The organism is Paragemmobacter straminiformis (genome assembly GCF_014243445.1).
Classification (GTDB): Bacteria; Pseudomonadota; Alphaproteobacteria; order Rhodobacterales; family Rhodobacteraceae; genus Paragemmobacter; species Paragemmobacter straminiformis.
On record NZ_JACLQD010000001.1, the window covers coordinates 1,107,840 to 1,120,088 of the forward strand.

General features: G+C 64.3%; 15 protein-coding genes. 4 read left to right on the top strand and 11 right to left on the bottom strand.

Annotated features, from left to right (window positions below; genetic code table 11):
• Nucleotide 1: 1 nt before the first annotated feature.
• Nucleotides 2-775 carry a zinc-ribbon domain-containing protein gene (locus H7F16_RS05245; RefSeq protein ID WP_185796469.1) on the bottom strand — a complete coding sequence of 258 codons (774 nt, stop codon included), beginning with the start codon at nucleotides 773-775 and terminating at the stop codon, nucleotides 2-4.
• Nucleotides 776-933: 158 nt separating this feature from the next.
• Here H7F16_RS05245 and H7F16_RS05250 point away from each other — a divergent pair, with 158 nt between their 5' ends.
• Genes H7F16_RS05250 through H7F16_RS05260 form a run of 3 tightly spaced genes read left to right on the top strand, consistent with a single transcriptional unit; the run spans nucleotide 934 to nucleotide 3,229 of the window.
• A complete protein-coding gene (locus tag H7F16_RS05250) occupies nucleotides 934-1,605 on the top strand; it encodes an ATP-binding cassette domain-containing protein (protein WP_185796470.1) in 672 nt (223 codons plus the stop codon).
• Entirely contained in the window at nucleotides 1,602-2,498 is an 897-nt protein-coding gene (locus H7F16_RS05255) for a cell division FtsX domain-containing protein (protein ID WP_185796471.1), read from the top strand. Before H7F16_RS05250 ends, H7F16_RS05255 begins: the two co-directional genes overlap by 4 nt.
• Complete coding sequence (locus tag H7F16_RS05260; RefSeq protein WP_185796472.1) at nucleotides 2,495-3,229, top strand: lysophospholipid acyltransferase family protein; 735 nt, start codon at nucleotides 2,495-2,497, stop codon at nucleotides 3,227-3,229. Before H7F16_RS05255 ends, H7F16_RS05260 begins: the two co-directional genes overlap by 4 nt.
• Before the next feature lie 55 nt (nucleotides 3,230-3,284).
• Here the strand turns inward: H7F16_RS05260 and H7F16_RS05265 are convergent, their stop codons facing one another.
• The 9 genes from H7F16_RS05265 to hspQ all read right to left on the bottom strand — a co-directional run bounded on the left by H7F16_RS05265 (nucleotide 3,285) and on the right by hspQ (nucleotide 10,802).
• Nucleotides 3,285-5,258 carry an oxidoreductase gene (locus H7F16_RS05265; protein WP_185796473.1) on the bottom strand — a complete coding sequence of 658 codons (1,974 nt, stop codon included), beginning with the start codon at nucleotides 5,256-5,258 and terminating at the stop codon, nucleotides 3,285-3,287.
• A gap of 202 nt (nucleotides 5,259-5,460) precedes the next feature.
• On the bottom strand, nucleotides 5,461-6,120 hold the full coding sequence (locus H7F16_RS05270; protein ID WP_338401962.1) for an RluA family pseudouridine synthase: 660 nt from the start codon (nucleotides 6,118-6,120) through the stop codon (nucleotides 5,461-5,463).
• Nucleotides 6,117-7,013 (bottom strand): homocysteine S-methyltransferase family protein, encoded by an 897-nt coding sequence (locus H7F16_RS05275; RefSeq protein WP_185796652.1) that lies wholly within the window; start codon nucleotides 7,011-7,013, stop codon nucleotides 6,117-6,119. The genes H7F16_RS05270 and H7F16_RS05275 overlap by 4 nt, the downstream gene beginning before the upstream one ends.
• 14 nt (nucleotides 7,014-7,027) lie before the next feature.
• Nucleotides 7,028-7,411, bottom strand: a complete 384-nt coding sequence (locus H7F16_RS05280) for a GFA family protein (protein WP_185796474.1) — start codon at nucleotides 7,409-7,411, stop codon at nucleotides 7,028-7,030.
• Entirely contained in the window at nucleotides 7,411-7,863 is a 453-nt protein-coding gene (locus H7F16_RS05285; RefSeq protein ID WP_185796653.1) for a GAF domain-containing protein, read from the bottom strand. Before H7F16_RS05285 ends, H7F16_RS05280 begins: the two co-directional genes overlap by 1 nt.
• Nucleotides 7,859-9,436 carry a gamma-glutamyltransferase family protein gene (locus H7F16_RS05290; RefSeq protein ID WP_185796475.1) on the bottom strand — a complete coding sequence of 526 codons (1,578 nt, stop codon included), beginning with the start codon at nucleotides 9,434-9,436 and terminating at the stop codon, nucleotides 7,859-7,861. The genes H7F16_RS05285 and H7F16_RS05290 overlap by 5 nt, the downstream gene beginning before the upstream one ends.
• Before the next feature lie 203 nt (nucleotides 9,437-9,639).
• Nucleotides 9,640-10,080 (bottom strand): ATP-binding protein, encoded by a 441-nt coding sequence (locus tag H7F16_RS05295; RefSeq protein WP_185796476.1) that lies wholly within the window; start codon nucleotides 10,078-10,080, stop codon nucleotides 9,640-9,642.
• A 3-nt stretch (nucleotides 10,081-10,083) separates the two neighbouring features.
• A complete protein-coding gene (locus tag H7F16_RS05300; RefSeq protein ID WP_185796477.1) occupies nucleotides 10,084-10,419 on the bottom strand; it encodes an STAS domain-containing protein in 336 nt (111 codons plus the stop codon).
• 56 nt (nucleotides 10,420-10,475) lie between these two features.
• The gene (gene hspQ / locus H7F16_RS05305) at nucleotides 10,476-10,802 is read right to left on the bottom strand and encodes a heat shock protein HspQ (RefSeq protein ID WP_185796478.1); all 327 of its coding nucleotides are present in this window, start codon (nucleotides 10,800-10,802) and stop codon (nucleotides 10,476-10,478) included.
• 224 nt (nucleotides 10,803-11,026) lie between these two features.
• Between hspQ and H7F16_RS05310 the strand changes: the two genes are divergently transcribed.
• The gene (locus H7F16_RS05310; protein ID WP_185796479.1) at nucleotides 11,027-11,611 is read left to right on the top strand and encodes a transglycosylase SLT domain-containing protein; all 585 of its coding nucleotides are present in this window, start codon (nucleotides 11,027-11,029) and stop codon (nucleotides 11,609-11,611) included.
• Nucleotide 11,612: 1 nt separating this feature from the next.
• Here H7F16_RS05310 and H7F16_RS05315 read toward each other — a convergent pair whose 3' ends face one another.
• Nucleotides 11,613-12,212 carry a LolA family protein gene (locus H7F16_RS05315; RefSeq protein WP_185796480.1) on the bottom strand — a complete coding sequence of 200 codons (600 nt, stop codon included), beginning with the start codon at nucleotides 12,210-12,212 and terminating at the stop codon, nucleotides 11,613-11,615.
• Nucleotides 12,213-12,249: the final 37 nt, after the last annotated feature.

The window sequence follows — 12,249 nt, forward strand, 5'->3', positions numbered from 1 at the left end:
ATCATTCTCCGCTGTCGGCGGTCAGCCCCTGAATCGCCGCCGTCGCACGACGCATCGCGCCGTCAAGCCACAGCCGGCCGGCATCGACGGTCTGGACATAGCCATCCATCGCACCCTTCGAGGCGGGGATCTGTTCGGAAATCTTCGGCGCCATCGCATAGGCCCCGGCAGCCCCTGCGGCGATCAGAAGCGACAGGACGAAACCGCTGCGAAAACCGCTGCGCGCGGCGGGTTCGTCGGCGCTTGCCGCATCGACATCGGCCGCGCCGGACCGGAGCGACGAGTTGATTTCCTCGATATCGGGCAGCAATCCGCGGCGTGACGGCGGCTTGGCCGGTTCGGGCGGGGGTGCGGCTTCGGGGTCCGCGCCCTTGAGCCGCGCGATGCGTCGCGCTGCCGCCGCCGCAAGCCCGCCACCTGCCGCGACATCGGGTGCGGAAAGCGGCATCTCGGTCTGGGTTTCGATGGGGGCGGCTTCGGCCCTGCGGGCGGCGGCTTCGCGTTCGGCCTCTTCGCGCAGAACCGCCATCAGGTTTTCGTCAAGCGTCCGGCGGGCGGGCGTTTGCGGCAGGCTTTCGGGTTCGGGCGCTTCGTCCAGATCGGGGCCGGACTCTCCGAACAGCGCCTCTTCATCGGCTATCGCAGCCTCGACTTCGGCCGGCAGCTGGAACCAGGCGTGGCCGCAGTTTGAACATTGCACATCACGTCCCCCTTCGGGAATCGCGGCATCATCCACTTCGTATTCGGCGTCACAATTCGGACAGATCAGGCGCATTCCGTCATGGTCCCCACTGAATCAGGCCCTGCGCATTCCGCCTTGACCCGACACACCCTGTTTTACATACCCCATGGCAGCAAGCGGACCCACTCCGATTGCAACCGACACCACCTTGGGCAATGCTGCGCCCGCAAGCAAGGGCAGAAGAGGCATCCGTGATCGCGTTTGACAATGTCGCCTACAACTACGGAGGGGGCGAGCTTTTGTCCGAGGTCAGCCTGCGCCTTGCGCCGGGATCGTTCCACTTTCTGACCGGCCCTTCGGGTGCGGGCAAATCGACCCTGCTGAAGCTTGCCTATGCCGAGCTTTTGCCGACCGCAGGACATGTCACGATCTTCGACAAGGACGTGCGCAGCCTTGGTCGCAACGATGTCGCGCTGACGCGCCGCCGGATCGGTGTGGTGCATCAGGATGTGCAGTTCCTCGACCATCTGCCGCTTGCGGCGAATGTGTCCCTGCCGCTGACCGTTTCGGGCAAGCAAGGAAATCCGCGCGATCTGACCGACCTTTTGCAATGGGTCGGTCTGGGCAAGCTGGCCGATGCGCTGCCGCCTTCGCTGTCGGGCGGCGAGAGGCAAAGGGCGGCACTGGCGCGGGCCATCATCATGGGGCCCGACGTGATACTTGCCGACGAGCCGACGGGTAACCTCGATTGGGAAATGTCGCTGCGACTTCTGACACTTCTGGCCGAGTTGAACCGGATGGGTAAGACGATTCTGGTGGCCACCCATGACCTGAACCTGATCCGCCAGGCCAAGGCGCAGGTGGCCGCCCGTGTGCTGCGCATCCGCAACCGCCGTATCCAGCTTGCGGGGGCCGATCTGTGATTGCGTCCTTTCAGGCCCTGCTCTTCTCGGACCGGGCGGCGGACCGCGTGGTGCCACCCACGGGCCATACCGCATGGCTGACCACGTTCACCGCCGCAGCGATGACCTTCCTTGCGGTCTTTGCGCTGGCGCTTTCGCTTGCATCGGGCCGGCTGGCTGCGCGGTGGTCGGAGGCTTTGGCAAACACCGCGACGATACGCATTTCGGCCCCGGCAGACCAGATGCAGCAGCAAACCGACGCCGTGCTTGCCGTGTTGTCGGGCACCCCGGGCATCGCCAGTTCGCGCGCCCTGACGAATGACGAGCAAAAGGCGCTTCTGGCGCCGTGGTTCGGCCCGGATTTGCCGGTCGAGGCATTGCCGCTTCCGCGGCTTATCGAGGTGACGGAAACCGGCGAGGGCTATGACAGCGAAGGCCTGCGCCAGCGCCTGTTGGCCGAAGCTCCGGGGGCCGTGCTTGACGACCATACACGCTGGCGCCGCCCGCTTGCCACGGCTGCCGCGCGGCTCAATCTGTTGGGGGGGCTGTCGATCGTGCTGATCGGTGCGACGATGGCCGCGATGATCACGCTTGCGGCCAATGCCGCGCTTGCGGCCAATGCACAGGTGATACGCGTGTTGCGTCTTGTCGGGGCGCAGGACGATTACATCGCTGCCGCTTTCGTCCGCAGGTTCACCCTGCGCGCGGTGGCCGGATCGGCCATAGGGGCCGCGCTGGGGCTTGTGGGCGTGTTCCTTCTGCCGCCGGTCGACGAGGCGGGCGGTTTCCTGACGGGGCTTGGCTTTCAGGGGACGGGCTGGCTGTTGCCGCTGCTTCTTCCGCCCATAGCAGGGGCGGTCGCGCTGATCGCAACACGCGCCGCCGCGTTCCGCAAATTGCGAGAGGTGCAATGACCAATCCTGTCCGCTGGCTTTTGTCGTTGCTTTTCATCGCGCAGATGTATCTGGCGATGCTGGTTCTTGCGGTGGTCTATCTGGTCCCGGCCCTTGTCTCGCGCAGCGGGGCATGGGCGGGCGTTCATGCCTATTGCCGCTGGGTGCGTTTCACTGCCCGCATCCTTGTCGGCCTGCGGTCGGAAATCAGGGGCGAGGTGCCGCAGGGCGAGGTGTTGATCGCGTCGAAGCACCAGAGTTTCTTTGACATCATCCTGATCTGCTCGGCGGTTCCGCGCCCGAAGTTCATCATGAAGAAAGAGCTGAAATGGGCCCCCCTGCTGGGCTGGTATGCGCTGCGCATCGGCTGCATTCCGGTGGATCGCGGCAAGAAGGGCCGCGCCATCGCCGAAATGAAGCGCGCGGTGGCAGAGGGCGCCAAGATACCCGGCCAGTTGATCATCTATCCGCAAGGCACGCGCGTCGCACCCGGAGCGACGCTGCCCTACAAGGTCGGCACGGGGATCATCTATGCCCAGATGAACCGTCCCTGCGTTCCGGCGGCGACGAATGTCGGCGTGTTCTGGCCGCGCCACGGCATCTTGCGCAAGCCCGGATTGGCCGTTGTCGAATTCCTTCCCGCCATCGCGCCGGGCAGATCGATTTCAGAATTCATGGCCGAAATCGAAGCCGTGATCGAACCCGCATCGGACCGCTTGATGCAAGAGGCGGGGTTCGTCGCGGCAGGGTGATTGCCGAACGGCGACGCAAGACATTCGCCAATGTGGCCCGGCGACTGACGACGCGTCAGATCGCGAGGCCAGTCTTGCGCCCATCGTGAAAGGCATAGGGTGCCTGCCTCGGGGCGGCGCAATCGCCGATCCGGTGCAGCAGCTTGCCCGCGATGGCTTCGGGAAACGGGTCAAAGGCGATGTTCGTCGTTGCCATCACAAGGGCCGAAGCCGCAAGTGTCTGCTCGCTTCCATCCAGCATGGACCGCACCGATACGCCGTTGCCGTGCCAGCGGGTGATGACATGTTCGGTCAGCATCACGGCGCCGGCCTGCGCCAGACGCTTGCGCGCCGGACCATCGGCCGAGGTGCGGGCAATTTCCTTGCCGACGAACGGGTCGGGGGTGACCACGATCACCTTCTTGCCCTGTTCGGCCAAGGCCCATGCCGTTCCAACGCCGCGCCAGTTGCCGCCCTCGTCATAGACGACCACGGTGCCGCCAAGCCGCGCCTCGCGCCGCAGCACCTCTTCCGGCGACCAGACGCCGCCGGCTTCGATTCCCGGAAGGGTCGCGGCCTCGGGCATCCACCGCTGCCGTCCCGTGCCATCGGGCAGCGAGCCTGTGGCGATCACCACCTCGTCCGCATCGTGTGAAGCGACCTCGGTCTCGTCGAGATAGGTGTTCAATCGCACCGTCACGCCCAGCTTTTCGAGTTGGCGTTCATACCAGCCGATCAGGTCCATGATCTGCCCGCGCCGCGGCTGCATGCCTGCCAGCCGGAACTGCCCGCCCAGTTGCGGCGCTGCCTCGACCAGTTCGACCCGATGTCCGCGCTCGGCCGCGACCCGCGCCGCCTCTAGTCCCGCAGGGCCACCCCCGACGACCAGCACCGATTTCTTCACAGCCGCAGGGGTGAAACGGTCCCCGCCCCATTCCCATTCGCGCCCCGCGCTCGGGTTGATCAGGCAGGAAATCCAGTAGTCGCGCGATCTTCGCCCCCAGCACATCTGGTTGCAGGAAATGCAGCCCCGCACGTCCTCGGCCCGCCCCTCGGCCGTCTTGCGCGCAAGGTGCGGGTCGGCGATTTGCCCCCGCACGATGGAAACCATATCGGCCTGACCCGAAGCGATGACGCTTTCGGCATTCTCGGGCGTGCGGACATGGGCTTCCGACGTCACCTTGGCATGCGTCACGACGCCCTTGATCTGCTCGGTCACGGGGGCGGTGAGTTTTTCGCCGAACAGGAAGGTCGGCATCAGCCGTTCAAAGTCGAGATAGCCGCCATGCCCGCAGGTGACATAATCGACATGTCCCGTGGCATCGTGCAACGCCACGCATTCGAGAAGGCTTTCCACCGACAGCGTCACGGCAGTCGCATCCGAGGTGCTGACCGCCAAGCCGATGATGAAATCCTCGCCACAGGCGCGGCGGATGCGTTCGATGATGGTGCGCGAGAACCGCGTGCGGTTTTCGAGTGAACCACCCCATTGATCGTCGCGCTTGTTGGACCAGGGTGTCCAGAACTGGTCGAGAAGCGAGTGATAGGCCGCCCAGACCTCGACCCCCTGAAACCCCGCCTTCTGGCACCGCACGGCGGCGGCGACATGGGCGTCGATCAACTCCCAGATCTCGGCTTCGGTCAACTTATGCGACCCGTCCGAGTCGTGATAGCTCGGCTCGCCCGAGGGTGACCAGTGCGGCTGGAAACTCAGATCGGAATCGCCATGCGCGCCGATGTGGTAAAGCTGTTGCAGGATCACGGCCCCCGCCTCTTTCACAGGTTCCGTCACCTTGCGAAAATGGGGGATCACCTCATCCGTGCCATGCCGGAAATTGCCCCGCGTCAGAACGCCGGTCCGGTGTACCGGCATCGGCTCGCAGACGATCATCGCCGCCCCGCCCAGCGCCCGCTCGAGCAGATATCCCGCCGTCCTCTGCCCCGGCAGGCCGTTCTCGGCCATGTTGTTGGTATGGGCGCCAAAGACGATCCGGTTGCGCAATGTCTGGCCGCGCAATTCGATGGGCGAGAGAAGATGGCGGTGGTTCATGGGCGTTTTCCTGCGTTGCAAGACCAGCCTAGCGCGCCGTTCCGCCTGCATCCGCCTTCAGCCGCGACACGGAATGGTCAAGTTCCGCCCTGCGCTTTCATCCTTGCCCAAATACTCATCTTGCAACCGCAGCCAGGCACGGCACATCGGCCGCCAAGGCGCCGTTCTGCCGCTTCCTTGTCGCGGGAAAGGGGATCTTCGGTCAGAATGGACAGGCGGCCGAAAACTCGACCCATGCCTTCGTTTCGGGATGGTGCAGCGCCAATGTCTCGGCATGCAGCATCAGACGGGGGTAATCCCGCGCCGATCCCTCTGCGTAGATCGGATCGCCAAGGATCGCATGGCCCAGTTCGCGCATATGCACCCGCAACTGGTGGCTGCGGCCGGTGTGGGGAAACATCCGCACCCGGGTCTCGCCGTTGCTGCGGCTGACGACTTCCCAATCCGTCACCGCCGGACGCCCGCGTTCATGGTCTACCTTTTGGCGCGGGCGATATTCCCAGTCGGCGCAAAGCGGCAGGTCGACCGTGCCGCGATCTTCGGCCATCAGCCCTGCCACACGGGCGATGTAGCTTTTCCGCGCCCGCCGCTTTTCGAATTCCTGCCCCAGAAAGCCCTGCGCCGCCTTGTCCCGCGCGAAGATCATCACGCCCGAGGTGTCGCAATCAAGCCGATGCACCAGAAGCGCGCCGGGGCGGAACAGTTCGAGCCGCGTCATGAGGCAATCTTCGCGTCCCTCCAGCTTGCCCGGAACCGACAGCAGGCCCGACGGCTTGTCCACCACGATGATCCGCGCATCCTCGAAAAGGATCACGGGGTCGCCCGGGGGCGGGCTGTAGCTGAAATCGGGAAGCAGGCTCACACGACCCGATGCCCCGCCGCCCGCAACGCTGCCGCAAGCGCGCTGATATGGGCGGGACCGACATCGCAGCAACCGCCGACGATTGTGGCCCCCTGCGCCACCCAGCCCATCGCGAAGCCCACGTATTTCTCGGGCGTCAGGTCGTGGCGATGCGTCAGGGCGGCTACGGTGGGCTGGTCTTCGAGGAAGCCGTCCGAGATGTGGGTGAACCCGTTGGCATAGGCGCCGAAGGGAAGTCCGAACCCCTTGACCACCGCCATCGCCGCCGCCATCGCTTCGGGCACCGAACAATTCACCAGCACTGCCGCCGGATGGTAGGTATCGACCAGCCGCTTCAGATCGGCCAGCGCCTCGCCCGAGCGCAGTTTCGTGCCGTCGCGGTCATCGACCGTCACCGACAGCCACACGGGCTTGCCCGCCGCCTGCGCCCCGCGCAGCGCGCCTTCGGCCTGCATCACGCTGGCCATCGTCTCGAGCAGGATGACATCGACCTGCGGGCCAAGGATGCGGGCGATTTCGGCGTATTTCGGCTCTGCCTCGGCCAGAGGAAGGGTGACATCGGTGCGATAGGTTGCCACGAGCGGCCCCATCGACCCCGCGATCCGGCCCGACCCATGCGCATCCCGCGCAGCCCGCGCCTCGGCCAGCGCGCGCGCGTGCAGGTCTGCGAACAGGTGGTCGAGGTTGAACGGCTCGAGCCGGTCGTGGTGGATGGCATAGGTGTTGGTCGTCGCCACCGTCGCCCCTGCGGCGAAGTAGTCGTCATGGATCGCGCGGACCAGATGCGGATGGTCAAGCATGACCCGCGTGGCCCAAAGGGGTGTCGGCTCGTCACCCGAACGCGCCACCAGTTCCTGCCCCATGCCACCGTCGAGCAGCGTGATCTCGGCCATCTTCATCTCTCCCATCAGGATTCGCGGTCGAACTGCGGCAGACCGTCGTTCAATTCGTAATAATCGCCCTTGTCGGCCACATACCAGTGACACTCGACCGAAACGCCGGTTTCTCCGTCGATCGTGCCTGCGCCGATCGAGGTGGTATCGCCGCCGACCGGTTCCCAGAACAGGCTTGACCCGCAGGTTCTGCAAAAACCGCGCCTTGCACTGTCGCTGGACCGGAACCACGCCAGACCGTCATCGCGCACCATCCGCAGCGCGGCTGTGGGAACCGATGTGGCGGCCCAGAAATGCCCGCTCGTCTTGCGGCACTGCGTGCAATGGCAGGCGATGACGGGGCGCAGGGGTGTGTCGGCTTCGAACACCACCGCACCGCAAAGACAAGAGCCGCGCATCAGGCGGCGTCCCTGAACACTTCGGCCAGCAGGGGCACGATCCAATCTTCGTCCGCACGGGTGAAGGCGGCGGGCGTGTTGCTGTCCAGATCAAGCACCCCAAGCAGCGCCCCCGCGCCGTTCCAGACCGGCACCACCAGTTCCGACCGCGTGGTCGAGGAACAGGCGATGTGGTCGGGGAAAGCATCGACATCCGGCACGTTCAGCACCTTGCCCGACCGTGCCGCGGCACCACAGACCCCGCGGCTGAAGGGAATGACCAGACAGCCATGCCCGCCCTGATAGGGCCCGATTTTCAACAACTCTGGCCCCACGACGCGGTAAAAGCCCGTCCAGTTGGAATAGGGATGCCGGTTGTGGATTTCACAGACCACCGTGGCCATCAGCGCGACCGCATCCGTTTCGCCATGACACAGGGCGCGGATTGCCGCTGTGATATCATCGTAATCAATAGCCAAGGGCGCACCCGTCTTTTCTCGGGTCCGATCCGCCGACCAGAACCCCGTCCTCGCCAATGAAAATGGCTTGCGACCCGCCGATCGGCTCGTCGGGAACCGATACGTCATGGCCCATTTCCGCCAAACGGGCGCGCACCTCGGGCGCATAGCCGCGTTCCACCTTCATCCCGTCAAGCGCGCCGAAACTGCGCGGCGCGTCCATCGCGGCCTGAATGTCCATTCCGAAATCGACGAGGTTCGACAGGAAGCGGATATGGCCGTTGGGCTGATAGGCGCCGCCCATGACGCCAAAGGGCATGGTCACGCGACCAGCTTGCCGCAACATGCCCGGAATGATCGTGTGCATGGGTCGCTTGCCGCCTGCCGCCTCGTTCGCGTGGCCTTCGACCAGCGAGAAACCGGCGCCGCGATTCTGGAAGTTGATGCCGAACTTGTCCGAGGCGAGGCCTGCGCCAAACCCCCAGAACACAGAGTAGATCAGGCTGACCGCCATACGGTCACGGTCGACCACGGTGATGTAGACCGTGTCTTTATGCACCGCCTCGGACAGGGGGGCCGGGGCGGCCATCGCACGCGCGGGGTCGATCAGCGCGGCGAGTTTTGCTGCCGTCTCGGGGGAAAGCATTTGCCCCAGCCGCGTGACATGGTCGGCATCGGCCAGAAAACGGTTGCGGGCATCGTATGCCAGCTTTGCCGCCTCAGCCTCGATATGCGCACGCGCGGCGCCCCAAGGGTCCATCGCGGCGATGTCGAAATGCTTCAGGATATTGGCCAGCAGGATCGCCGTCGCGCCCTGCCCGTTCGGCGGATGCTCGACCAGCTCCACACCCTTGTATTCGCCCGAGACCGGCTCGGCGTAGTCGCAGGTCACGCCGGCGAAATCCTCGAGCGTATGCGTCCCGCCCAGAGCGCGTAACGAGGCGACCATATCCTCGGCCACTTCGCCCTCGTAAAAGCCTTTGCGCCCTTCGCGGGCCACGCGGCGCAGAACCTCGGCCTGTCCGGGGGCGCGGAACATCTGGCCGGCTTTGGGAACCTGTCCGTCGACCAGATAGAAGCGCCGCGCGGCGCCCCTGAGGGCTTCTGCGTCAACGGCCCAGTCGAAGGCCACGCGGGGGGCCACGGGAACGCCTTCGTCCGCATAGCGGATGGCAGGGGCCAGCACGGCATCAAGCCCGAGCTTTCCCCAATCTTCCGACAGCTTGCAAAAGGCGTTCACCGCGCCGGGCAAGGTCACAGCCTCGATCCCCTGGATGGGCACGGTGGCAAGACCGCGCGACCGCATTTCCGCGGCTGAATAATCACGCGGGGCGCGGCCGGAACCGTTCAGCGCGACGATCTTTTCGGAACCGGCCGGTTTCAGCAGAACGAAGCAGTCGCCGCCGATACCGGTCATTTGCGGTTCGCAAATTCCCAGAAGGACGGCACCGGCAATCGCGGCGTCGACGGCATTGCCGCCCGCCTTCAACACATCGACCGCGACGGATGCCGCGAGCGGATGCGATGTCGCGCACATGCCATTGGCCGCAAATGTCGCTGAACGACCCGGCCTGTGAAAATCGCGCATGTCATCCTCCCTTGGTTAGGGCGGAAGGTAGGCGGCACCGATCCGATTGCCAAGCGTGGGGCGCAAGACCATGGAAACCCCGACATCGCCAGCTAGGTGGGGGCTGTCGCCAGCGATGCCGGGGTGAAGCTTTCAGTGCAGCTACTGCTCTGTTATCGGCACGGCTACGGGCAAGTTTAGGGGGGGATTCCGGCCTTTCTGCGTCAATTGTGACGAATCAGAAACGAATCACCCGTGTCTTGCGCATTGTGTCCGGCAAGACGGAAGTCGAGAACGTTGCAGCCCAGACGGCGGCGCTGGACGAGTCTTTCGGTCAGCACACGAATCAGGCCAAGGCCGAACCCGCCTTCGGGCAAGGTGGCCGGATCGTAGCGGTTCCCGCGGGTAAAGACCGGGGGCACGACGCCCTTGTCGAGAACCCTGCCGCACAACTGGCCGTGGCAGAGCCACAGGCTTGCGCTGACCGGCCCGTGCCCGCCGCCATAGGCATGTTCGGCGACGTTGTTCAGCACCTCGGCCATCACCAGAAGCGCGGTTTCCCGCTGCGCCGGAGCCAGCACGGCAAGGGGGCCACCCTCGATCCGCACAAGAGCTGCCCGCACCGCGAGGGGATCGGCAAGGAATTTTTCATGTGCGAGAAGCACGGTTCAATGCGCCGTTGCCGGACCAATCGGAACGACGGGATGAATGGTGAAAACGCTGTCCATGCGCGTCAGGCGAAACACCCGCTCGACCGGCGGGGTCAGTGCGGCCAATTCCAGAACAACGCCTTCGGGCAAAAGCCGCCGCACCGCTACAATTGCGCCAAGCCCCGAAGAATCAAGGAAATTTACCGACCCAAGGTCAAGAATGACACGCCCTTCGGCATCGGCCACAGCGGCGCGGAACCGGTCTTTGAAGGCCAGCACGCCCGCAGCATCAAGCCGCGCGGCCGTGGTTGCGACGACCCGTGCTTGCGTGGTTTGGATGATCGAAAGCTCCATCGCGCCTGTCTCCTGCACCGTGCTGCGGCACAGGCTAGGCGACGAGACGTAAAGATTCAGTTCATCTGGAACTGGAGCGGATAGCGCCCGTCCTCGAAATCACCGAACAGATCGCTAAGGTCCGGATGGCCCACCGGTTCGCCGGTTTCATCGGGGATCAGGTTCTGCTCGGACACATAGGCCACGTAGTAGCTTTGATCGTTTTCGGCGAGCAGGTGGTAGAACGGCTGGTCCTTGCGGGGACGGCTGTCCTCGGGGATGGCGTCATACCATTCTTCGGTGTTGCTGAAGCGCGGGTCGACATCAAACACCACACCCCGGAAGGGATGTTTCTTGTGCTTGACCACCTGCCCAAGGTGATATTTCGCATGCGTCGTAAACATGGCATCGTGCTCCCCACAGGAGATAAATAATCCCTTAGGCCATGGCTTGTCCATCCGAGAGGCTGGCCGATACGGGAAACAGTCTGTGACGCCAGCCCCCACAGTCGGCCACAATGGCGCGCCGCAGGCTGCGGCAATCGTGATCTGTGTTAATCCTTTGGGGCATTTCCTCCGGCCGCGTTTTCCCCTATCTTCGCCACAAAAGAATAAACCGCGAGGGGCAGATGAGCAGACTTCTCCGCGCGTCGATCCTGTTGCTACTTCTTGCCTCCTGCGGGGGCGGCAACTATTCGGCGCCCAGAAATTTGGACAACGCATGCGCCCTGCTGCGCGAGCGTCCGACCTATTACCGTGCGATGAAGGCGACCGAGCGGCGCTGGGGCATTCCCGTCCACGTCCAGATGGCAACGATCCATCAGGAATCGAAGTTCATCGGAAACGCCCGCACGCCGCACCGCTTTGCCTTGGGTGTGATCCCGATGGGGCGCCAGTCTTCGGCCTATGGATATTCACAGGCCATCGACAGCACCTGGGACGACTACCGCCGCGATGCGGGCCGCATGGGCGCGCGGCGCGACCGTATTCAGGATGCGACCGATTTCATGGGGTGGTACATGAACGAGACATCCGAAAAGCTGAACGTCCCGAAATGGGATGCCGCAAGCCAGTATCTTGCCTATCACGAAGGTCGCAACGGCTTTGCCAACCAAAGCTATCTGGGCAAGCCCTGGCTGATGGACGTGGCGGCCAAGGTCGGCAGCCGCGCCGAGATGTATCGCGGCCAGCTTGAAACCTGCGGCAGGCTTTAGATCACTTCCGTTTGTCGGCTTCCGTCGCGATCGAGAACAGAGAGGGTGGCAAATCGCCGCCCTTTTTCATTTCGCCCAGAATGACCGTGGTCTGGCTGCCCAGATCATCGGTGATCACCCATTGGCGCAATTCGACGGGATCGGGCGTGAAAACCAGCTCGATGGTGCCGTATTCGGGATGGTCCGGGTCCTGCACGGCAAGCCGTGTCGTGGCGTCTTGTTCGACGTGCCCGACAACCATCCTTGCGCGCCCGAGATCGACCCCTTCGGCAAGGATCAGGCTGAGGGGCGTGCGGCTGAGCGGATATTGCTCGGGGGGCTGGTTCGACTTGGCGTCGAAAATCGCCACCTGCCCCCCGCCCGCCATCACAAGGCTGCGGTCGGGCGGATCATACTCGAACCGGACGCGACCGGGACGCTTGATATAGAGCTTTCCTGTCGAAATGGACCCGTCCGCGTTGACCTGCGTAAAGGGCGCTTCGACGGTGGTCAGACCGTTCACATAGCGGTTCAGATCGTTGATCGCGATCTTCTCGGCATGGGCCGGAAGGGACAGCATCAACGCGGCAATCGGGGCCAAAAGGGCGGTGCGCAGGGTCATGGGACAAGTATAGCGACGCCGCGGCCCGCTTCACAGG